The sequence below is a fragment of the Chitinispirillales bacterium genome (genome assembly GCA_031254455.1).
GTDB lineage: Bacteria > Fibrobacterota > Chitinivibrionia > Chitinivibrionales > Chitinivibrionaceae > WRFX01.
The window spans coordinates 1-24,123 of the sequence record JAIRUI010000003.1 but is presented as its reverse complement, the minus strand read 5'-3'; the positions used below and the strand labels follow the sequence as shown (position 1 = coordinate 24,123).

The 24,123-nt window shown below is 39.9% G+C and carries 19 protein-coding genes; 10 read left to right on the top strand and 9 right to left on the bottom strand.

The window, feature by feature from the left end:
• The 9 genes from LBH98_00155 to tyrS form a co-directional block, all read left to right on the top strand.
• The coding region (locus LBH98_00155; protein ID MDR0303176.1) for a hypothetical protein at positions 1-558 on the top strand (558 nt) is incomplete at its 5' end.
• Between the two features lie 401 nt (positions 559-959).
• Positions 960-1,697 (top strand): orotidine-5'-phosphate decarboxylase, encoded by a 738-nt coding sequence (gene pyrF / locus LBH98_00150; protein MDR0303175.1) that lies wholly within the window; start codon positions 960-962, stop codon positions 1,695-1,697.
• A gap of 17 nt (positions 1,698-1,714) precedes the next feature.
• The gene (locus LBH98_00145; protein MDR0303174.1) at positions 1,715-2,410 is read left to right on the top strand and encodes a metal ABC transporter ATP-binding protein; all 696 of its coding nucleotides are present in this window, start codon (positions 1,715-1,717) and stop codon (positions 2,408-2,410) included.
• Between the two features lie 4 nt (positions 2,411-2,414).
• Positions 2,415-3,230: a metal ABC transporter permease gene (locus LBH98_00140; GenBank protein MDR0303173.1), complete on the top strand. Its 816-nt coding sequence runs from the start codon at positions 2,415-2,417 to the stop codon at positions 3,228-3,230.
• Between the two features lie 76 nt (positions 3,231-3,306).
• Positions 3,307-5,052 (top strand): arginine--tRNA ligase, encoded by a 1,746-nt coding sequence (argS, locus tag LBH98_00135; GenBank protein ID MDR0303172.1) that lies wholly within the window; start codon positions 3,307-3,309, stop codon positions 5,050-5,052.
• A 477-nt stretch (positions 5,053-5,529) separates the two neighbouring features.
• A complete protein-coding gene (locus LBH98_00130; protein ID MDR0303171.1) occupies positions 5,530-7,662 on the top strand; it encodes a hypothetical protein in 2,133 nt (710 codons plus the stop codon).
• 18 nt (positions 7,663-7,680) lie between these two features.
• Positions 7,681-10,161, top strand: coding sequence for a bifunctional aconitate hydratase 2/2-methylisocitrate dehydratase (locus tag LBH98_00125; protein MDR0303170.1), 2,481 nt, complete (start codon positions 7,681-7,683; stop codon positions 10,159-10,161).
• 51 nt (positions 10,162-10,212) lie between these two features.
• Positions 10,213-11,325, top strand: a complete 1,113-nt coding sequence (gene proB, locus LBH98_00120; GenBank protein ID MDR0303169.1) for a glutamate 5-kinase — start codon at positions 10,213-10,215, stop codon at positions 11,323-11,325.
• Positions 11,326-11,371: 46 nt separating this feature from the next.
• Positions 11,372-12,646: a tyrosine--tRNA ligase gene (tyrS, locus tag LBH98_00115; GenBank protein MDR0303168.1), complete on the top strand. Its 1,275-nt coding sequence runs from the start codon at positions 11,372-11,374 to the stop codon at positions 12,644-12,646.
• A 3-nt stretch (positions 12,647-12,649) separates the two neighbouring features.
• Here tyrS and LBH98_00110 read toward each other — a convergent pair whose 3' ends face one another.
• Both LBH98_00110 and LBH98_00105 read right to left on the bottom strand, forming a co-directional pair.
• Complete coding sequence (locus LBH98_00110; protein MDR0303167.1) at positions 12,650-13,855, bottom strand: type II secretion system F family protein; 1,206 nt, start codon at positions 13,853-13,855, stop codon at positions 12,650-12,652.
• Positions 13,855-14,922 (bottom strand): type IV pilus twitching motility protein PilT, encoded by a 1,068-nt coding sequence (locus LBH98_00105; GenBank protein ID MDR0303166.1) that lies wholly within the window; start codon positions 14,920-14,922, stop codon positions 13,855-13,857. Before LBH98_00105 ends, LBH98_00110 begins: the two co-directional genes overlap by 1 nt.
• 229 nt (positions 14,923-15,151) lie before the next feature.
• On the opposite strand from LBH98_00105, the gene LBH98_00100 reads away from it, so the two are divergent.
• On the top strand, positions 15,152-15,694 hold the full coding sequence (locus tag LBH98_00100) for an NADH peroxidase (protein ID MDR0303165.1): 543 nt from the start codon (positions 15,152-15,154) through the stop codon (positions 15,692-15,694).
• Between the two features lie 24 nt (positions 15,695-15,718).
• Here the strand turns inward: LBH98_00100 and cimA are convergent, their stop codons facing one another.
• The 7 genes from cimA to LBH98_00065 form a co-directional block, all read right to left on the bottom strand.
• Positions 15,719-17,293 carry a citramalate synthase gene (gene cimA, locus LBH98_00095; protein MDR0303164.1) on the bottom strand — a complete coding sequence of 525 codons (1,575 nt, stop codon included), beginning with the start codon at positions 17,291-17,293 and terminating at the stop codon, positions 15,719-15,721.
• A gap of 91 nt (positions 17,294-17,384) precedes the next feature.
• Entirely contained in the window at positions 17,385-18,599 is a 1,215-nt protein-coding gene (locus LBH98_00090) for a metallophosphoesterase (GenBank protein MDR0303163.1), read from the bottom strand.
• Positions 18,596-19,495 (bottom strand): phosphatidylserine decarboxylase, encoded by a 900-nt coding sequence (locus tag LBH98_00085; protein ID MDR0303162.1) that lies wholly within the window; start codon positions 19,493-19,495, stop codon positions 18,596-18,598. Before LBH98_00085 ends, LBH98_00090 begins: the two co-directional genes overlap by 4 nt.
• Positions 19,496-19,504: 9 nt before the next feature.
• Positions 19,505-20,164, bottom strand: coding sequence for a CDP-alcohol phosphatidyltransferase family protein (locus LBH98_00080; protein ID MDR0303161.1), 660 nt, complete (start codon positions 20,162-20,164; stop codon positions 19,505-19,507).
• Between the two features lie 665 nt (positions 20,165-20,829).
• A complete protein-coding gene (locus LBH98_00075) occupies positions 20,830-21,471 on the bottom strand; it encodes a hypothetical protein (GenBank protein ID MDR0303160.1) in 642 nt (213 codons plus the stop codon).
• Between the two features lie 556 nt (positions 21,472-22,027).
• Positions 22,028-23,362, bottom strand: coding sequence for an adenine-specific methyltransferase EcoRI family protein (locus LBH98_00070; protein ID MDR0303159.1), 1,335 nt, complete (start codon positions 23,360-23,362; stop codon positions 22,028-22,030).
• A 204-nt stretch (positions 23,363-23,566) separates the two neighbouring features.
• Positions 23,567-23,827, bottom strand: coding sequence for a hypothetical protein (locus tag LBH98_00065; protein MDR0303158.1), 261 nt, complete (start codon positions 23,825-23,827; stop codon positions 23,567-23,569).
• Positions 23,828-24,123 lie beyond the last annotated feature (296 nt).

Genomic DNA, 24,123 nt, shown 5'->3' with positions numbered 1-24,123 from the left:
GACAAAGGTGTATTAACCGGAGAACCGATATTTGAAATTACCTCAAAAGAAAGCGGGCAGTCTTTGCGTTCGGTAAGAGACGGCGGTGCAATAGCGGTGAGTGAATTACTTCAAAACGGAGAATATAACGTCGCCGTAAAGGTAAGCGATATTATTACCGCAGAAAACTACAATCCACAAGACGGTAAGATAACTATGAAGGTAAGCGATTTGTTTGTTACTTTCACTACCGAACCCCGTGAGGTACCTATAGCGATTGCCAAACCGCAGAAATCAGACAGGAAGTACGGTATTTTGCTTGAAAAGGCTGTTGTATCTGATGTTGCAAAGATTTCGGTAAAAACTCCTGAGCAAGCGCAAGTTACCCTTATTGTTTATGACAACGTCGGCAATGTAGTGTTTGAATTCAAGAGCGGAAATAACAAAGAGATTCTGTGGGATTTGACCAACAGCGCAGGCAGGAATGTGGCGAACGGAACATATTTGGCTATTGTCGAGGCTAAGGGAAACAGTGGGAAAACGTATAAGTATTCGACGAAGGTTGGAATTAAAAGATAATACGATGACTGGATTGCTTCGCTGCGCTCGCAATGACGGGAACAGTATTGAATAAACAGGGTGCGAAGAGATTCGCGTCCTGTTTTGTTTTTTCGTGCGGCGGAATAGTATTTTATCTCAATATTGTTAATATTAGGAGCAAATAATGGAAGAAAAGAAAAATTGGACTTATGAAGAAATAATGGCTCTTATGGCGGAAAACATGAAAGGTTTGGGAATTATATTTGGGAGTAGCCGGCTTTTCGTTTGACGACAGCGTAGTAAAAAATGCGAAAGAATACGGTGTGGGAATAATCCGTCAAGTCAGCGACGCGGTGGAAATAGACGATGAAATTCTGAAAGTTTATTAAAAATTAAAGTAATCTTTATTTTTCTTTTATTTACCGCTTAATAATAGTATATTGACGAAATTTGGAAAGGAGCCTATTATTAAACACTATAAAGATAAAATTGCGCTGGCGTTGGACAACAACAAGGACTTTGCGTCAATTGAAAAGCTGATAGACGAAACGTCGCAATTCGTAGGAATTTACAAAGTCGGATTTGAGCAGTTTATTCGTTTCGGCGACAAACTCTTTGAACCTATTCGCAAAAATAACGCAAAAATATTTTTGGATATGAAACTTCACGACATTCCTAACACCGTTGCGCAGGCGGTTTCATCGGCAATCTATCACGGAGTTGATTTTTTGACGATTCATGCAATCGGCGGGAAAGCGATGATGACGGCGGCGGTTGAATCTGCAAAGAAATCACAAAACGCGCCCAAAATTATCGGGGTCACGATTTTAACCAGTATAGATAAAACCGCAATGAACGATGAAATGCGTATAAACGGCGAAGTGGAAGAGCAGGTCGCCCGTCTGACCAAACTTGCGGCGCAGTGCGGACTTGACGGAATTGTATGTTCGGCGTTAGAATTGCCGGTCGTAAAAGCGGTTGTTCCCGACAATTTTGAAATAATAACGCCCGGAATTCGTCCTGCGGGAGTTGACAGTCAAGACCAGAAACGCGTAGCGACTCCACAGTCCGCGATAGAAAACGGGGCGACGATTTTGGTTATAGGAAGAGCGATTACAAGTGCGCAAAATCCGTCCTTGGCGGCAAAAGAAATTTTAGAGAGTATCTCAAAAAACTAACAAATAATTAAAGGATTATGATGTCCGCAATAATTACAATTAAAAATCTTTCTGTAAATTACGGCTATCATTGCGCATTACAAAACATTTCACTTTCAATTGAACGAGGAGATTTTTTAGCGATCATAGGGCGGAACGGGAGTGGAAAATCAACGCTCGTTAAAACGATAGTGCGCTTGATAAAGCCGACGGAAGGAAGCGTTGTATTTCATAATCCGCAAGACATTATAGGCTATTTACCGCAAAAAACTTCGGCGCTTGATCCACGATTCCCGGCAAGCGTAGAAGAAATTGTACTGTCGGGAATCGGCGGTAAAACCGATAAAACCGCAAAAGAAAAATTGAACGCCGTTTTGGATTTACTTAAAATCTCGGATATTCGCAAACGAAAAATAGGACAATTGTCAGGCGGACAACAGCAAAGGGCGATTTTGGCAAGGGCGCTGATAAATTCTCCGACAATTTTGATTCTGGACGAGCCTACAGGCGCGTTAGATCCGTTAAGCAGCGAATGTTTTTATGAAACGATTCGAGATATGAACAAAGAAAACGATACGACGATAATTATGGTCAGCCATGATTTTCACGATATGGAAAATTATGCTAAAACTATAGCGTTCATTGACACAACGCTTAAATTTCACGGAGATTGGAAAGGATTCTCTTTAAGCGGTACACAACATTATTTTAATCATAAACAAAAACACAAGTGAAAAAATGATTGAAGAAATTTTGAAAATATTTTCGTACGATTTTATGCGTAATGCGATAATTACCGGAAGTTTTGTCGCTATAAGCAGCGCTATTATCGGCGTTTTTCTAGTGTTGAGGAAATTTTCAATGATAGGCGACGGTTTGGCTCATACTTCTCTTGCTACCATTGCTTTGGGAATGTTATTTGGGTTTTCGCCTATAGCGATTTCAATTCCTTTAGTTATAGCCGCTTCGCTTTTTATATTGCGCTTATCACAAAAGGCGACTATCTGGGGCGATTCCGCAATCGGATTCGTTTCGGCGACGGCGATAGCCGCCGCCGTCATGCTCGCTTCTCTTTCAAACGGGTTCAATAATGATTTATATAATTATCTTTTCGGCAACATTCTAACCGTTTCAACGGAAGAGTTATGGATTTCAATTATACTTTCTGTCGTCGTCGTCGGAGTTGTAATATTTTTTTACCGTGATTTATTTATGCTGTCGTTCGATGAAGATTTTGCAAGAGTCGCGGGAGTAAACGCCGATTTTCTCAATTCTTTGACAATAATATTAACGGCGATAATCATAGTTTTGGGAGTACGAGTTGTCGGAACAATGTTAATATCAAGTTTAATAATAATTCCCGCAATAACGGCGCTTCAAATATCAAAAAACTTTAAGCAGACAATAATTTTTTCGACATTTTTTGCAGTATTTTCGGTTATAAGCGGAATTTTACTGTCATTCGCATTTAATATTCCTTCCGGTGCGACGATCGTTCTTATAAACGGAACATTGTTTTTAGGAATACTGGGAATAAAGATGTTTCGAAAGTGAATCGGGAAAATTATGCAAAACAAAAATTTACCGGCGAAATTTTTATTATTTCACCGCCAAACAAGGAGAAATTATTTTGAAAAGTATAAGAGAATTTGTAGAAATTTCGATCGAAAAAGCGTTTGAAGAAGCGGAAATCGATAAAAAATTTGCAAAAGCAGTGAAATCGCAGCGTCCCGATTTATGCCAGTTTCAGTGCAACGGAGCGCTTGCCGCGGCAAAAATCTTAGGCGAAAATCCACGAAACATCGGACAGAAAATTATCGGCGTTCTGTCAAAAAATACGGATTTTGCAAAAGTCGAAATCGCAGGTGCGGGTTTTATCAATATTACGCTGAAAGACGATATAATTGCAAAAATCATTTCTCAAAGAAATTATAATAATCATAATTCACCGCAAACGATAATTTTGGATTTCGGCGGACCCAACGTTGCAAAACCGATGCACGTAGGGCATTTACGAAGCGCCATAATAGGCGATTGCCTGCGGCGGCTTTTCAAATATTTGGGCTGCAAAGTTATTGCCGACAATCATTTAGGCGACTGGGGAACGCAAATGGGAATGCTCATTTGCAAAACCAAAGAAAAATACCCGAGTTTGCCGTATTTCGACGAAGATTTTTTTGGCGAATATCCCAAAAATCCGCCGTTTGATATTTCTCAGTTGGAACTTTTATATCCGCAGGCAAGCAAAGAGTGCAAAGAAAATCCGCAAAAATTGGAAGCGGCGGTTAAGGCGACCGATGAATTACAGCGGGGCAAAAAGGGTTTTGTCGCGCTCTGGAAACATTTTGTCGATTTGTCGGTAGAAACTCTGAAACGCGATTTTTCAAAATTGGGCGTTGAATTTGATTATTGGCTTGGCGAAAGCTTTTATGCGGACAAAATGAAAGAAATCGTCGAATATTTGAAAAAAGAAAATTTTGTAAAAGAATCGCAAGGCGCACTGGTGCTTGACGTAGCCGAATCAACGGACACAAAGGAAATCCCGCCGGTTTTGTTAGTTAAGTCGGGCGGTGGATTTTTGTATGCTACGTCAGATATTGCGACGATTGACTATCGTGTGAAAGAATTCTCGCCGAATCGAATATGCTATATCGTAGATAAACGGCAGTCGCTTCATTTCGAGCAAGTTTTCAGAGCGGTCAAAAAAACAAAAATTGCGCCGCCGGAATTGTTTTTGCAGCATGTCGGTTTTGGGACGGTAAACGGGACGGACGGCAAGCCGTACAAGACCCGTGAAGGCGGAGTTATGAAACTTTCCGATTTGATTGATTTGGTAGTAAACAAAGCAAAAGAACGACTTGAAGAGGCAGGTTTGGCAGTCGATGAAAGCGAAAATGAAAAGATAAAAATAGCCGAGACGGTTGGAATTTCCGCGCTGAAATTTGCAGATTTATCAAATTATAGGCTTTCGGATTATATTTTTGATTTGGATAAGTTTTGCGCTTTTGAAGGTAAAACCGGACCGTATTTACTTTACACCGCCGTAAGAATAAAATCAATAATTCGCAAGGCGAAAGAAGCAAATATTACGTCGGGCGCTATTTTAATCGGAGATAACGACCGGGATTTGCTTTTGGAAATCGGACGAATGAACGAAGCGCTTGAATTGGCGGCGGCAGACTGTTCGCCGAATTTTTTATGCGACTATGTTTATGGGCTTTCGCAGGAATTTAACCGTTTTTACAAAAATTCGCCGATTTTACACGAAAAAAATATCGGTTTACAAAGTTCTCGTCTGAAAATCGCCGAAATTACACTGGAAACTATCGAAATCGTTCTTGAGATTTTAGGTATAAATATTCCTGAAAAGATGTGATATAAACATCTTGATTTTTGTTTTCGAAAACAAACATAAATAGGCGATTATATCCGTGTCCGGCAGTGCAAATAGAAATTATTCGCACTAATGTTGTTTTTTCGTCTTGCCATATTTTATATTATGGTTATGGAACTTACGATATAACTGCAATATAACAAAGAAATATAATTGAAAGATTATTTTTGATAATAAAATATTTTGGCGAAATCTTTATCAATTATTAAAAAATAAGACGTGACGTTATTGTATTTATTTGGCGATGTGTGTTTATGCTTTAATTAGCGTGGACAAATTTAATTTCAAGTCAAAGAGTTTTAATAAAATGTCGTATGCTTCATTAAGCGTTTTTAAGACAATTGTTTATAAAGATTAAATTTTAATATGCAATCTTATTGCGAGTGTTTATAGTTTTGAAATGGTTTTTTGAAGGTTTGGAAAAACGATTCGAATAAAAACAGACGAAGGGAGTTTATTATGGAACGTTTATTTAAACAAATTTTACTTACGTTTGCGTTGTTTTTTGCGGCGTATTCCGCAGACACGCATTTAGGCGGCGGAGTGTATTTATTTGACAAAACCGTCGATCCGACAAGTTCGGTTGTAAGGGTCAGTATAAGTGAAGACGATGTTCAAAGGCTGGTCAATCCCAAGTATAATGAAGACAGCGCCGCTAAGATATTTGAAGAAGAATTGTGGAATATTGTCAAAAACAAAATTTATTCCAAATTTAACGACGATTTCGACTTTATTTTTTGTGTTCTAAACAGCACAAGTACAGGACAACTCGGCTTTCAGGGAATAATGATGCCCCTGCGAATAGATTATTCAAATGTAGATCTGTCATATCCGAATGGAGGAAATATTGAAAGTTACGACCAGTGGGGTTCGGACGATAAACTTAAAGGCGTGTTTTATCTTCCGAAATACGACGCGATTAAAAACGGACCCTCTCTTCACGAATTTGCGCATCAATGGGGTGCATATATTTTAAACGAAGTTTTCGCACATTGGGGAGCAAGCGGCGCCGGCGGACAATTGGGCGGATTCAAATATGTCAGAACCCTTGGTCACAATCAATATCAGGGAAGTATAGACGAAAATTGGAACAGCGGATTTGCAGAAAAAGGATACTCAAAAAACGTTATACCATACTCCGACATTGAATTGTATCTTATGGGATTCAAATCGGCTCAAGACTTGCGAAACGCAAATTTCAAACTCGACGTTTATTTGAATAACGGAAAAACACCCAGCGATATAAGCAATGACGGAAAATTCACGGCAAATAAAATAAATTCTTATACGATAGACGATTTAATGAAAAATTTCGGCGGGAAAGAAAGAAACCCGGATTTTTCTAAATCGCAGAAAAATTTCAAGGTTTTGACGGTTTTAATGTCTCTTACCGATACTATCGGTCAAACGATTTTCAGCGAACGAGCGGCCAGATCTGTCGAAGACATAAATTGGTTTGCGGCAAAAACCGAATATAAAGGCGGTTATTATAATTTTTATCAGGCGACGAATAAAATCGGCTCAATCGACGTTACAGGAATTAAAAACAGCGTTAAAGCGGATATCGACACAAGTAATCCCGACCCTAATCCCGCACCGCAGCCAGCGCCAAAACCAAAACCTGCAAACTTGACGGTTTTGCCGGTATCGCTCAACTTGGTCGAAGGCTACGAAGATACGTCGTTTGTCGTTTCTATTTCAAACACGGGCGGCGAGAAAGTGCAACTGAAAGATATAAACGTTTCCGGCGATAAATTTGTCAGAAAATCGACCGGGGGAACCTGGATTCAGCCGTTAAGCGCTCTCGATTCATGGGTTTTCGCTCCGGTTGTCGGGCTTGCAAAGGGAAATTATTCGGCGACTGTAACCGCGTCTTTTGAAGAACATCCCGACATGACTGCCGAGATTGATTTGGTCGTTAGGGCAAAAACCGACCCTGTACCGTCTTCTGCAAATCTGGAGATAGAGCCGGTAATTCTTAATTATCCTGAAAATTACGGCGATTCAACCGTTGTGATAACATTAATAAACGACGGTGAAATAAACGCGTTTATTGATGAAAACAGCGTAATTTCAACAGGCGGCGATGAAAAATTTATAGTGAGGTTCTCTTCCGGAAGCAAAGTTATCTCACCGAATTACGAAAATAAAACCTGGGTTTTGTATGTAAAAAGCGGACTTGCAAAAGGCGCTCACAGAGGAGAAATAACTTTAACCTATGACGACGGGAAAGTCGCCTCATGCGAAATTTTGTTGAATGTCGTCAACGATTTAACACCGCTCAAAGAAGCTAAAACACAAAACGAAAAATACGGCGTCTTCTTTGATAAAAATCCGGTTAGTCATATCGCACAAATAAACTTGAAGTCCCAAGAAAAAACAAAATCTGTAAAGATTTCCGTTTTTGATAATTTGGGAAATATAGTTTTCGTCGAGCAAAGTCGGCAGGCGCAAAAGAAACATTTTGTCTGGAATTTAAATAATCTTTCGGGTAAAAAAGTCGCAAACGGGGCGTATTTAGTAGTTGCCGAATGTGCGGGTATTGATGGAAGAGTTTATAGTTATTCGGCAAAAATCGGCGTGAAAAGATAAAAAATTTAGGAAAATACTATGTATCAAAATTGGCTTGACGATTACAAAAAACACACCAAAGAAAGGGAAGAAACAGGTATTCCGTCATTACCGTTGAATTCCGAACAAACCTATAAACTATGTGAAACCTTAAAAATTCCGTTGAGAGACGATGAAAAATTTTTGCTTGATTTGTTTGAAAATCGAATAAATCCCGGAGTGGACGAGGCGGCGAAAATAAAAGCGGAATTCTGCGACAAAATTATCAAAGGCGAGGTAAAAGTTCCATTTATTTCGCCCGAAAAAGCGATTGAAATTTTAGGAACTATGATAGGCGGCTACAACGTTAAAGCGCTTGTAAATTTACTTGAAGACGAAAGATATGCCGAAAATACGGTAAATGAATTAAAAAACATAACGCTTATAGATAATTTTGACAGGATTGCGAATTTGAGCGAAACAAACGTTTTCGCAAAAAAACTTATTGATAGTTGGGCGAATGCGGAATGGTTTTTGAATAAAAACGATTTTCCGAAACAAATAAAAGTAAAAGTATTCAAAGTTGACGGTGAAATCAATACCGACGATTTTTCGCCGGCCGGTCAAGCGTTTACACGTTCCGACATTCCGCTTCACGCATCGGCAATGGGAAGAAGCAGATTTCCAGACGGAGTTAAAACGATTGCGAAATGGCGAAAAGACGGATTTTTTGTCGCTTTTGCAGGCGATGTTGTCGGAACGGGTTCAAGTAGAAAAAGTGCGGTAAATTCACTCTTGTGGCATATAGGAAACGACATTGATTTTGTGCCGAATAAAAGACGGGGCGGTGTCGTTTTAGGCGGCGTTGTCGCTCCGATATTTTTCAATACTTTACAGGATTCCGGAGGGCTCGCTATAATTTGCGACGTTTCAAAATTGCAAAACGGCGATGAAATAACTATTGATACGCAATGTTGTCAAATTACAAAAAACGGCGATTCCGTGTGCAAATTTCAACTAAAACCCGCTGCTATAAAAGATGAATTTCGTACGGGCGGAAGAATTAATTTGATTATCGGGAAATCATTGACAGAAAAAGCGAGAAATTTCTTGGGCTTACCGAAGATTGAAAACGTTTTTACGGAAATTCCGAAAATTGAACACGAAAAACAACAACGATACACTCTTGCGCAAAAGATAGTAGGCAAAGCATGCAATACAACGGGAGTATTGCCGTTTGAAAACGCAGAGCCGAAAATGACAACGGTCGGTTCTCAAGACACCACGGGACCGATGACTGCCGACGAATTGACGGAACTTGCGTGTTTGAAATTTCAAGCGCCTTTATTTATGCAGTCGTTTTGTCATACAAACGCATACCCGAAAGCAGGCGACATAACAACACACAAACGCCTGCCGAAATTCGTAGAAGAACGCGGCGGGATCGCTCTTCGCCCCGGAGACGGAGTTATTCATTCGTGGCTCAATCGACTTTTAATTCCCGATACTGTAGGAACCGGCGGCGATTCACACACTCGTTTTCCCGTAGGAATTTCGTTTCCTGCGGGAAGCGGACTTGTAGCGTTTGCGGCGGCACAGGGATTCATGCCGCTTGATATGCCCGAAAGCGTACTTGTAAAATTCGGCGGAACACCGAACAAAGGCATTACAATTCGTGACGTTGTAAATTCCATCCCGTATTTCGCAATTAAAAAGGGTTTGCTCTCCGTTCCCAAAAAGAACAAAATAAACGTCTTCAACGGACGAATTCTGGAAATGGAAGGACTTGAAAATATATCCGTCGAACAGGCGTTTGAGTTGACGGACGCTTCGGCGGAAAGAAGTGCGGCGGCTTGCACGATTGCTTTAAGCAAAGATTCGGTTAAAGCGTTCTTGGAAGATAATATAAAAATTATGCGGGATTTGATTTCAGACGGCTATCAATCGAAAGAAGCGTTGCAAAACCGAATCGATTCGGTGAAAAAATGGCTCGAAAATCCCGTTCTTTTGAGACGCGACGAAAACGCAGTATTCGCTGAAACTTTACAAATAGATTTAAGTGAAATCACAGAGCCTATTGTCGCCTGCCCTAACGACCCTGACGACGTGAAATTACTTTCGGAAATTTCGGGAGTAAAAATTGACGACGTATTTATCGGAAGTTGTATGACAAGCGTAGAACATTTCAGAAATGCGGCAAAAATTTGGAAAAATGCGCCGATTATGCGCAATACTACCAGAACCTTTATCGCGCCGCCGACAAGAATTTACCAAAATCAATTGAAAAACGAAGCGGCTTTTGCCGTCTTCAACCAAATCGGCGCTACAATAGAGCCTGCCGGATGTTCGCTTTGTATGGGAAACCAACTCCGCGTCGGCGACGGCGATATTGTATTTTCAACTTCGACAAGGAATTTTGACGACAGGATGGGAAAAGATGCAAAAGTTTACTTGGGAAGCGCCGAACTTGCGGCAATAATTTCCAAAACAGGAAAAATCCCGAGCGTTGAGGAGTATTTTAAGGAAACGGCGGAGATATAAAACATGACGTATAAAAAACAATAGTATTTTTCTGAAATTTCGGAGAAAAAAATGACTTTAATAAATCGCGAAGAACTTAAAAACATCCAATTGCTCGTTGTAAAAGTAGGAAGCAAAATCCTTGTTCCGCAGGAAAATCACGAACATATCGCTCGAATTTCGTCTTTGGTTGAAAATATTTGCGGACTGATAAATGACGGAATAAATGTTATATTGGTAACCTCAGGAGCGGTTGCCAACGGTCGCGTCGCGATCGGATTGAATCAAAAACCCAAATCCATTTCACTGAAACAAGCATGTGCGGGAGTCGGACAAATCGAACTTATGAATCTTTATCGTACGCAGTTTGATAAATACTCAAAACCTATTGGGCAGATTTTGCTTTCTTGGGACGATTTACGGAACAAACGCCGATATTTGAATTTGAGAAATACGCTTTTTGCAATGCTTGAAAATGGAATAATCCCGATAATAAACGAAAACGACTCCGTAAGCGTCGATGAAATAAAAATAGGCGATAACGATACTTTAGCCGGACAAATCGCACTTCTTACCAACGCCGATTTATTTGTCGCGCTGAGCGACATAAACGGACTCTATACCGACAATCCCAAAACGAATCCTGACGCAAAACATATTCCGCAATTTTGTTTTTCGACTTCGGTAAACGCGAGTTCGGAAGGAACAGATGTCGGAACAGGCGGAATGGTTACCAAACTTCGCGCCGCCGAAATGGTTGCAAAAGCGGGAATTACGGCGATTGTCGGCGACGGATATAATTACGATTTACTTTCCGTAATAAATCATTCGTCGTTTGGAACGCTTTTTTGTCCGCAAAGAGAGCGAATGAATTCCAGAGACAGATTTATTGCGTTTACAAATGAAGTCAGCGGAACAATTTGCGTTGACGCAGGGGCAGTGAACGCAATAAAGGCGGGAAAAAGTTTGCTTCCTGCGGGGATTTTATCGGTAATAGGAGATTTTGACGAGGGAGATACCGTTGAAATTAAAATTTACGAAGCGGTTTTTGCCAAAGGAATTACCGATTATTCAAGCAAAGAAATTTTGAAAATCAAAGGCTATAAATCATCGCAAATAGAGCAAATTTTAGGATTTTACCGCTGTGATTTTGTAGTTCATAGAAATAATATGGTAGTCTTATGAGGGGAAAAAGTATTTTTTGCGAAAATAAAAATTTTAGAGGAAACCAATGAATTTTATTGAGGAATTGTCTTGGCGAGGAATGATACATCAAATGACATCCGGCGCGGCGGATGTTTTGTCTAAAGGGGATGTTTACGGATACTGCGGATTTGACCCGTCGGCAAGTTCGCTTCAGATAGGAAATCTTGCAGCGATAATGATGATGGTTCATTTTCAAAGAACAGGAAACAAACCTTTCGCTTTGGTAGGCGGCGCAACAGGAATTATCGGCGATCCGTCGGGAAAATCCGCCGAAAGAAATTTGCTTTCGCCGGAAGAAGTTGAATATAATTTGATGCAATTCAAAAAACAATTGACAAAATTCCTGGATTTCTCGGAAGGTAAATACAAGGCTGAAATAGTAAATAATTATGACTGGTTTTCTTCAATAGGTTTTTTGGATTTTCTTCGCAATATCGGAAAACATTTAACAGTAGGTTATATGATAAGTAAAGATTCGGTAAAAAATCGTCTTGAATCCGGTATTTCTTACACGGAATTTTCTTATCAGTTTTTGCAAGCGTATGATTTTTATTATTTACACAAAACAAAAAGAGTTTCCGTTCAATTCGGCGGAAGCGACCAGTGGGGAAATATTACAAGCGGAACGGAACTTATAAGACGCATTGACGGCGCGGAAGCGTATGCTGTCACACAGCCGCTTGTCTTAAGAGCGGACGGACAAAAATTCGGGAAATCTGCGGACGGACAAAAATTATGGCTTGATTCGAAAATGACTTCACCTTATCAATTTTATCAATTTTGGCTCAACGTTGAAGATTCAATGTGTGAACGTTATCTTAAAGTGTTTACTTTTTTGACCGCAGATGAAATAAGCGGGATTACCGCAGAACATAATAATGCGCCGCATTTACGAGCGATGCAAAAAACGCTTGCAAAAGAGGTAACGACCTTGGTACATTCAAAAAAAGAATACGAAACAGCGGCGAACGCAAGTGAAATTTTGTTTGGAAACGCGGGCGAAGAAGCGTTGCGAGCGTTATCGCCTGAGACATTTCTTTCGATATTTGAAGGGGTTCCTCAGAAAAAAATCCCCATATCGGATATTTTGAATAAAAATATTGTTGACGTCGCGGTATTTGCCGATACGCTTTTCTCGTCAAAAAGCGAAGTCCGCAGAAACATAAGCGCAATTTCGGTAAACAAAAAAAGAATCGTTAACGAAGAATTTACATTTAACGAAAACGAATTGCTACACGAAAAATATATTTTACTGCAAAAAGGCAAGAAAAATTATTTCGTTTTGGAAACGGTCAGGTAGGAGTTATCCTACCAAGCCAACCATATCAAACATCGGCAAATACATTGAAATCAGCAAACTTCCGATAACTGTTCCCATAACAACAATCATTATCGGCTCCATCATTGCCATAACCGCATCAACCGCGGCATCGACTTCTTCTTCGTAAAACTGCGCGACCTTCTCAAGCATTGACGAAATATCGCCGGTTTTTTCTCCTACGGAAATCATGTGCGTTACCATCGGGGGAAACAATCCTGTTTCTTCAAGCGGCTCTGCTATAGTATGTCCTGCGGTTATTTTTTCAAGAGACCCCAAAAGTCCGTTTTCAATAACTTTGTTCCCCGAAGTTTTCGCCGTAATATCAAGCGCCTGTAAAATTCCAACGCCGGCGGCAAGTAAGGTCGCAAGCGTTTCGGAAAATCTGGAAACGGCGGTTTTTCTGAGCAAATCGCCCAGCATGGGAATTTTCAGCAGTATCTTATCTATAGTGTAATGTCCCGGTTCTGTTTTATAATATGCGCTTATACCTATCATTGTCGCCGCAACCATAGCGATTATAAGCAAAATATACTTTTGCAGAAATCTTGAAATACCCATAACTACACGCGTAGGCGTGGGCAACGTTCCTCCCATTTCTTCAAACATCCCCGCAAATTGCGGAACAACAAACGTCAAAAGAATTGCAGTTGCGCCTACGGCGATAATCGACAATATTATAGGATAAGCCATAGCTCCTTTGATTTTTCTCTGCAATCTATTGCTTTTTTCCATATAAGCGGCCAAACGATTCAATATTCCGTCCAAATCTCCAGAACTTTCTCCTGCGGCGACCATATTACAATACAATTCGTTAAAGATTTTGGAATGTTTTCTCATAGAATCGGCAAGCGTATTACCGCTTTGAATATCAATAGAGACCTTTTTCAACGCTTCCTGAAGCGGCTTGGCTTCGGTTTGTTCCGCTAAGATATCCATACATTGCACAAGCGGGAGTCCGGCGGACGTCATAGCGGCGAATTGACGTGTAAACCTTGACAAATCTTCAATTTTAACGCCTCCCGTAAGCATCGCAAGCCCTGCGGAATTTTTGGGCTTTTTTCGAACCATGCTTGCACGAATTCTCTTTGCCCGAAGCGCCCCGACAACCGCGTCTCTGTCTTTAGCATTAATTTCTCCGGAAACCTGTCTTCCGTTACTGTCGGTTCCCGAATACACAAATATCGGCATTATAACCTGCCTTGTTCTTGAAGCAATCGTCTAAACGCTTCTTGGTTCGGACTTCTCGAAATCGCATCGTTTAACGTTATCCGCCTATCGTTATATAGTCGAGATAAATCGCTGTTCATCGTATGCATTCCGTCTTTTTGGCTTATTTCCATCATTCCGGGTATCTGGTGTGTTTTATCGTCACGGATGAGCGCACGAATCGCATCGCTTGCCACCATAATTTCGGTTGCCAAAATTCGTCCTCCTCCGATTTTTTGAATTAACGTTTGAGAAATAATCGCTACCAAAACCATAGAAAGCTGAGCGCGTATCGTATCTTTTTGATTGGCCGGAAACACATCGACTATACGGCTTATTGACTTTGCCGCGGAATTTGTATGCAACGTCCCGAATGTCAAGTGTCCGGTTTCGGCAATAGACAAAGCCGCTTGAATCGTTTCCAAATCCCGCAATTCACCTACAAGCACAATATCGGGGTCTTGACGAAGAGCGACTTTAAGCGCCGAAGAAAACGAATCTGTATCCTGTAAAACTTCACGTTGATTTACCATGCAATTTTTGTGCTTATGAACAAATTCAATCGGATCTTCAATTGTCAAAATATGTTCTTTTCTATTTATGTTCAAATAATCTATCATAGCCGCAAGCGTTGTAGATTTTCCCGAACCGGTCGGACCAGTAACCAAAACAAGTCCGTTAGGCTTATCCATCAATTGTTTGATTATAGGAGGAAGTTTCAAATCATCAAAACTTTTTATTTCGGTAGGTATTGTTCGTAATGCAACGGCGACAGCGCCTTTTTGTAAATAAACATTTGCGCGGAAACGCCCCACGTCTTTTACTTGGAACGAAAAGTCAACTTCTTTATTTTGTTCAAACATCTTTTTTTGTTTTTCGTTCATGACACTATAAGCAAGCTGCTCGGTCACATCTCTTGTAAGTCGTTCTCCCGCAAGCGGAACCAATTCCCCGTCAACTCTGTACATCGGCGGAAGCGCCACCGTCAAATGTAAATCCGATGCATTCATATCAACAGTTTTCTTAAGAAGATCCTGTATGCTTAACATTATCCGTCCTTTTGTTAGTATTTTAAGGGAAACATGTATAAATATACATTATTTAACGGGAAGTATCGCTATAATCAATGATATTTTTCGTAAAATTTGCGGATACCTTTAAACTTTTCAAAAAAACTTTTACTTTTTTAAGCGAACATATTATATTTTAACTGAAATTAAATTACGTTTTTTTAGATTGTCAGGTAGTATTTAAACTTTTTATTTATAGGAGAAAATTATGAAAAAATGGGTTTGTTCTGTTTGTGGATATGTTCACACAGGCGACGAGGCTCCTGATTCTTGTCCTCAGTGTAAGGCTGCGGCTTCTAAATTCAATGAACAGAAAGCCGGAAGCGGTTTTGCTTCCGAACACGCGGTAGGAATTGCCAAAGGAGTTGACGCGGATATTGTAAAAGACCTTCAATCCCATTTTAACGGTGAATGCTGCGAAGTAGGCATGTATTTGGCTATGGCGAGAGTCGCTCATCGGGAAGGATATCCCGAAATCGGTCAGTATTGGGAGAAAGCGGCTTTTGAAGAAGCGGAACACGCCGCCAAGTTTGCCGAACTTTTAGGCGAAGTTATCACCGACAGCACCAAAAAGAATTTGGAAATGCGTATAGAGGCGGAACACGGCGCCTGCGCTGGTAAGACCGACATTGCAAGACGCGCTAAAGAAAAAAATTTAGACGCCATTCATGACATAGTCCATGAAATGGCTCGGGACGAAGCCCGTCATTGCGCCGCTTTCAAGGGATTATTGGCAAGATACTTTAAATAGGGAATATATACATAAACTTGGCTTTCAACCTTTCAACAGCTTGTAATAAACGCTGTCCAAAAGTGCGTCCCACGACGCTTCTATAATGTTGGTCGAAACGCCTATCGTCCCCCACGAATTTACACCGTCGCTTGATTCTATAAGGACTCGGACGGACGCCGCCGTTCCTTCGCTGCCTTCTAAAACGCGAACTTTGAAATCTTTCAAATGGACTTTCGCAATAGACGGATACAACTCCCCTACCGCTTTAATCAAAGCGTTGTAAAGCGCATCGACAGGACCGTCGCCGTTTGCCGCCGTATGAACTTCCTCCCGCGTTTCTTTATTAAAAATTTTAATTATAGCCTCGCTTACGGATTCGCCGTTTTCGCTTTTGTCCTCAATTACGCGAAACGCTTTTGTTTCAAACGGCGCTACAAAATCACTCATTTCTTTGTGAATAAGCAGTTCAAGCGTTCCCTGCGCCATTTCAAAATGATAACCTTTCGCTTCCATTTCCTTAACTTTTTTGAGGACGGCGTTGACTATCGGCTCGTCTTTTTCAACGTTTTTATGCAAAATTCCTTTAAGAATTTCTAAAATAGTTCCTCGTCCAGCTTGGTCGCTTACCACGAAATTGCGCGAATTTCCCACTGTTTCTGGTGAAATATGCTCAAACGAAACCGAATTTTTACGAACTCCGTCTGCATGCGCTCCCGCTTTGTGCGAAAAGGCGTTATCGCCCACAAAAGGCGCATTTGCATTATGCCCCATATTAGCTATTTCGGAAACGCTTATTGAAATATCTTTCAACTTTTTCATATTTTCGGCTGGAATAAGATTTTTACCTAATTTCATTTGGACTGCAGGAATAATCGTGCATAAATTCGCGTTCCCGCAACGCTCCCCCATTCCATTGATAGTTCCTTGAATCTGAACCGCGCCGAATTCTACGCTCAAAATTGAATTCGCTTCGGCGCAACCGGAATCGTTGTGAAAATGAACGCCAAGATTCCCGTCTATTTTTTGGCTTACGCTCTTGAATATTCTTGAAAATTGTTCCGGCAAAATTCCACCGTTAGTATCGCATAAAACCAAATATTTCGCCCCTGCGTTTTTTGCCGTTTCCAAAACTTTCACGGCATATTCCGCATCGTCTTTGTAACCGTCAAAAAAATGTTCCGCGTCAAAAATCACTTCGTCCTTGTACTGTAAAAGGTATTCGACACTCTCGGCTATCATATCCAAATTTTCCTGAGGAGTGCAGCGAATTATTTCCGTTACGTGCAGTTTCCACGATTTTCCGTAAATTGTGACAATCCCCGTGTCCGCCGCGACCAAATCGCCGATAAATCCGTCTTCGTCAATATTTGTTCTTGGACGTTTTGTAGAACCGAAAGCGGCTATTTTTGAGTTTTTAAGATTAAGTTTTTTAATTTCTCTATAAAACGCCGTATCAATTTGATTTGTCGAATTTGGCCATCCGCCCTCTATGTAATCAACGCCGAAATCGTCTAATTTCTCGGCGATTTTAAGTTTATCTCGAAGCGACAAACCTACTCCGGCAGTCTGATTCCCGTCTCGCAACGTAGTATCGTAAATAGTTAAATTCTTACTCATTTTTTCCTCGAAAACACTTCTTTTTACACAAAATACTATTTGCGCACCTTATCGGCAAACAAAAAGGGTGAGAACAAACCCAGCCCTTTTATCAATGCAAGTATATGTTGACAATCTCACTGTGTGTTGCGATTCTCATGGGAGGTCCCCATGTGCCCGCCCCAGATGTTACTATAAAGCCGGTTTTGTCGCTCGCTTGCCGGTAGTATCCGTAGTCCGATACGAACATGGCTTTCGTAACAAGATTCGCCGGAAACAATTGTCCTTTGTGTGTGTGCCCCGAGAGCACCAAATCCGTTGCGCCGGCATACTCGGGTATGGACTGAGGGTTGTGGTCTATTACGATTACAGGCATACTTTGAACCGGTAAGGGCTGTTTTGTCTGTTCTTCATCGGTGCGTGGACCGGCGGCGGGCAGTTGCGAAACAACTTGCGACATAATCTTTGAAAGGTTTGCTCTGCGCATTCCTTTGAAGCCGCCAATCGGTCTGGGGTCAAGCCGTCCGATAAGAATAAGCTGTTCTCCCACGATGTCAAAACCGTCTTTGAGCGGTTTTATGTTACTTTCCTCAAGAAAGGTTTCCATCTCGCCTGCCGTTTTCCCCGCGTCGTGATTCCCCAGACAAGCATACACGCCGTATTTTGCCTTGAGGTTTTTAAGGAGCGTACTTGCTTTGTCGGGATTTGATATAGCGTAATAGTCGCCGTCGAATATATCGCCGGCTATACAGATTAAATCGGGATTTTGGCCGTTTATCTTCTCGACGATTTTGGTAAGTCTGCCTTCGGAAAGCGCCGCACCTAGATGCAAATCGCTTACCAGCACAATATTCATCGCCCCATCCGCAAGTAATTTTCCATGCAACTTTACATCGTATTTTGTTACTTTGATAATGTTTGCGTTGATAACTCCATAGACCGTCAGTACTGCACTCAGCGCTATTACGGTAAGTCCCGTGTAGAAGCGTATGTTTTTGAAAACGGGGACGGGAATCGCTTTCAAAGCTCTGACGATTAATATCAACATATCCGTAACCGCAAACAGCAAAAGCAGGTAGAAAAGGAATCCCATCCAGCAGGAACCCGCCAAACGCAGCGCCCAGCGTATCGTACTCGGAAACGGCATATAATTAAGGAGCGCGGTAAGTGCGATAAGCGTATATACGACGACGAAAACGACAATATTAACCTTAAAACACGCCTCGCACAGAAAAAGGAGTTTCTTCGCTATGTAAATATTGGCGCCTGTGTAAACTGTAAACACAGTCAGTAAAAACAAAACTATGCCGATGTTTGCGGTATTCATTCAAATTTCCTTTCCGTCTGTCCTGAAAACTTTTCGCCGATTATATCTCCCATTTTCACAACGGTTTCTTTGTTTTGGTCGGTGTTTTCATAAATAGCATCGTCTATAGCGACCGCGCCTTTTTGAAAAAGCATAACAATTGTGGAACCGCCGAATTCGAACATACCTTTTTCCTGTCCGCATTTGAAAACATCTTTTTGTTGTCGGCGCAGGTTACGTATTCGTCCCACAAAGAGCGCTCCGACCTCAATCTGGACAAGCTTTCCAAAACGTTTTGTATTCATTACGGTGCATTCTCGATAGTTTTGCACGTATATATCGTATCGTTTGCTGGCAATGGGGCGGACGGTGTGCAGAACCCCATTTATTTTTTTGTACGATTCTATTTCGCCGTCGTCGATAAACGAGTATCTGTGATAATCGTCGGGAGTCAGTCTGAAGACGAGACACACGCCGCCTTTAAATTCGTCGGCAAGCGCTTTGTCGGCAAGCAGTTCGCCGATGTCGTATAAACAGCCTTTTATTGTAAAAACACTTTTGGATGTTATTGTGTATGCGGTAAGTTTTCCGTCACAGGCGGCGGCAAGGTCGTCTGTTGCAAGGTCGTTTGCCGCATCGGGAAAGTTTCTGCACTCGGGTTTAACTTGTCGGGTGAAGAAATCATTAAACGACGAATACCCGACATCTTCGTATCGACTCATATCAATATTGCGGCGTCGAATGAAACTTTTTATCAAGACTTTGGAAATCCGGCTGTTCATAAAAAGTCCTGCGGTTTTTGAAACGGTTGCGGTAACGAGCAGGCGTAAAAAGAGCCGTCCTGCCGCCGTATTGTACAAAAACGAGATAAAAAGATTATCCCTGCACGATATTTCGACAGTTTTAAAGCTGCGCATACTAATACGTTAAACCGTACACAGTATAAACAGATATATTATGATGGGCAGACCGATGCAGAAAATTATAATTTGAGTGCGAACGCTTGGTTTAGGCAACCGTATTCTCAGCGTGAAAGCAACAGATAAAAACAAAAGCAGTATGTTATAGATGCTGTAAACATTTCTTCCGTATATATGGCAGAGTGCATACGCAAGCGGAATAATTACGGCGACGCCCGTTACCGGGAAACCCTCGTAGTATGTACGCTTTTTGTTCTGTTTGCAAAGTTCGCCCTCTATTACATTATAGTATGCCAATCTAATGAGCGCCGCCAAAAGATATATTGCAAAAACAGCCGTGTCAAACCATCCCAAAGAAACAAGTTTATCGACCGTACAATATTGTTCTCCGTATCCTATAGCAAGCGGAAGTACGCCGAAAGCGATTATGTCGGATAAGGAATCTATCTGTATTCCGTAATGTCTCTGGCGTATGGTTCGCTTTTTGAAGAGGCTTGCTATGCGTCCGTCGAACATGTCGCATACTCCGCAAATCATAAGACATATAAGGGCGCGGCGTATATCGTCAACAAGCGCAAAGTGAATGCCGAGCATCGCAACAACGGCGCTGAGGTAAGTTAAAACTACCCATAAACCGTAATACCCGACAAGAGGTTTCGCTTTCACGTTACCGCCGCATTTTTATTTATTGGTTTGGGCAATGACATCTCCCGTATTTTATCTCAATATCGTTTCACTCAACGGTAATATAATAAATTCCAGAAAGTATTATCAGAAAATTTAAAAACGGGCGGCAAAACGTTTTGAATTTATTTTTGGTTCAAGATTAGTTAAGCATAAATTATTTTTCAAACACCCCTATGGCGATGACCCAAAAGACCAAATAAAGGCGGGAATAGAATGGTACAAAAAAAACAAGGATTTTTTTCAAATAAAAAAAATCAAATTCTCATATTTCTTTATGGGAACCGTTGCAGGGCTTATCCCGATTTTTTTTATGATGTATGTAATAGTTTGGCTCCTTTCTAATTCTCCTTGCGGAAAGAGCGAATTATTTATTGGTGTAGCAATATTATTGCTTTTTCTTGTTTTATTTCTGGGATATATAGGAAAAAAAGAAACAATCAATTATGTGTAAACATTTCTGATTTTCTTGCCGGTTTTTATATATTTGGTTTTTTACTTGCATTTTTATTGGATATTTTGTTTTTAATTTCTGCTTTGGGTTTCTGGGATAAATTTTTAGAATAGGAACAAAATAAGAATTCGATTCCCATTATTGTTGTAACAGGGTTATCGCTTTTTCCAATTTTATTTTTTTGTGTTTTGCATCAACTTGCCGACGCTTGAAGTTTGCTCCATGCGGTATCAAAATCATAATACCGTCTTTGATCTTCGGCAACGTTGAAAACGTCAAACCATTTCTTAAGACTGTTGTTTGATATTTCGATTATTCCGCGGTTTACTGTTTTTTTCTCGCTCTCCTTAAACGAAAACAGTGAATTTTGCTTATCGTTGGAATTGCCGACATTATACTTAATCATAGTAGCCACACATTTTACGTTCTCAGTTTCTCCGTAGAACGACAAGTTTGTCGCTCCCGGGCTAAGCGTTGCTATTGTGTCGCCGTCACTATAAGAGAAACCTTTGCCGTAAATATTCAAAGACGCCTCTATTTCGGCAAAGACGCGGGCGGCATATCGAGGATCCGTTTCAATTTTACGCAGAGCCGCGTCATCCAGATAAACTGTGTTTTTGCCGTTATTTTTTATATTTTCTGCGCTAAACGGGTCTTTACCGGTTACAAAATTCACGTTGGAAAATGTCGATTTCAATTTGCCGAGCACGGATATGTCAATACTTTGTTTTGTATCTGCGCTTGCCGCACTCGCCTCAGATTTGGCGGTTTTATCCGTATTCGTCTGACTGTACGTTTTAGAGTATGTGTTGACGCCAACCGATAAAATATTCATTTGATTTTCCACCTTACTTTTGAAGTAAATTCATAAAATATCCCACTTGTAAGTTGCCGGAAAATCCGAACCTCTTACATTTTATTTTTACTATACTTCTAATCGGTAAAAACATATTGATACTTTAGCGGGAAAGTATTGCATTTCTGCAATCATGACTCTGAATTTTTATAATATCTTAATTATCACAATTGTTATTCCTGCAATAAAAACACGATAAATTCAAAATTGTTTGGAATCAAAAATATGTTTTTTAACTCAATTTTTTGATAGTCTATTGTTCTGATAGGATTTGGAATAGTAAAATACGGTTTTTGTTTTCCGTGTGTTATATTGCCGTATCGGTTTTATGTTATTCTGCATGTATGAACTTTCTATAAATTATTTTTGATGACTATATACAATTTTACACAAACTATCCTCATATTCGAGGATAGAGATTTTTTCAAATATTGTGTAAACCTTTTTACAGAAATTATTTAATAATCTTTTAAGGAGGGTATTATGCCAGACCGCTGTTCTTGCGCGGCATACCACGCGATTAAAAAGTGATATTTCATATTTGTTCCTTTTTTATTAGGATTCGTGAAAATATGTGTTTGCCATTTTTATAAGGCTGGTATCTGTGATAATCAAATATATGATAGCCAGCATTTAGTATCCCGTGCTTGAATATTGTTGTTGACACTGCTAAAATCTCGTTTGTATCTATCGGAACCATGGCATTATCACAACATAACATTTCATTATCGTCATACCAAGCCGTGCCATTTGATAACATTTCGGATTTGGCGCTATAATGGTCTTTGTCGGGTTTTTGCCAAGATATATTTTCGCTTGTATAAATAAATGTCGTTATTTTTTTCCTCCACATAGTCGGAGTCATATAGTGTCCTATTAAAAATGTATCACTGCAATCTTTAACTATTTGTATTTTTTTACTGTTCAATAATGGCATAAACCAATTATACAGCGGCGCTCCGCCATTACCCCAAAATATAAGTTTTTTACCAGTAGATAACATCGCATTTATATAATTTTTCCATTCTTGTCCAAAGGGCGGATTTGTCATTATTATATCGGCTTTGTTTCTGGCAATATCCATACAGATTTTTTCCTTAAAATCTCCGTGAAAATCTGATTTTACTCCAATCGGCGGAACTCGTCTTATAATTTTTCCTTCATATTCCATAATATAACCAGCATATTCCTCCCAAATTCCGATTGATTTTATATTTGTTTCACTATTGCCATAAGATAAACCAGTCCCGTCATAATGAGTTGCAATAAGTTTTTTTAATCCAAGTTTATTAAAATTGTTGTAAAAGTATAACCAGAAAGCGGATTTAGTATCGTCTGCGTTTAGATATACAACCTTGTTTCTAAAATAATCCTTATCAACATTTTTAACAAACCATTCCACAACAAACGCTACGCTTTGATAAAAGGTATAACATTCATTTGACCCGATAGTTATTATATCGCGTTTTGTTTCTATAATATATTTGCCTTTCGTTTGAGTTCTAACCATCGCCGATTTACTATCGCCAGTTTTAGGCACACTTTTCATAGATTTAATATCCATGTACGGTTGGATATTATTCCAAATAATATCGCGTAATGCCGGACTATCTATGCTTGTTTCTCTGCCTTTCCCGTAAGTTTGCCATTCGGAGCAGCTGTATATTTTTTCAAGGATTTCGTCTGCGGATTTTTCAACTAAAACGGGGATAGTCCATTCAAGTATTTTTCCTTTTTGACCCGCCCAATTATAACCGTTGCGTCCACGATGTATTTCTATTGTTTTATCAGTACTTTCACAATGAATATAATCGGTTATTTTTACAGGGCTACTTTTACTCCGTTCATTATGTAGTTTTGTCAAGGTCATTTCTTGTCCTTTCCCGTTCCTATTGGCTAAAAATACTATTTCTCTTAGTTGTAATGAGGATAGTTTGTGTAAATATGTATATAGTCATCATAAATAATTTTTGACTGAGTTTCCAGAGAAATCCTTAGCTGGGTTTGGTTATCAAATGGACGATTAAAACATCAGTTGTCCCCAATGAGTTTCTTAAAATACATTTTGTTGCTCCTATTTCTTTGCCCAAACGTTGGTAATTTCCCCAAATACATATTTGCGGATTTCATCTGGGTCTTGATACATTTCATTTATGTAATCCTTTGCTAGATTTTTACACTCAGGCGATACTACTATCAATTGATGCTCTAAATCATTCAAAAGATTTTTTACTTCGTAAGGAGCGTTTTCTAATTCTTCTTCTGTCAAATTTGAAATAAAAACACTGTATTTTCCATCTTTTATGTTTTGAAACAGCAAGTGAGTATCTTGCATAAATTTTTCATCATAATAGCCTCCTATAACGGATGTATCCAAATACAAAGATATTTTTTACCCGCCATTGTTCTATTCTCCACAGCAAAATATAAGCTTACACTCTATAATATACATTTTTTCAAAGGGTTTCCTAAATTTTTATTGATTTTTCAATAAATTCTACTTCTTCTATATTACATTGTGTTCACACTAAACAGGGCGTCAATACACATTGCCAGAAAAATAAATCCGCTGAACACCACATCTAACTTGTCATAACGAGTGAACACTTTTCGAAAACGCTTTAACCTCAA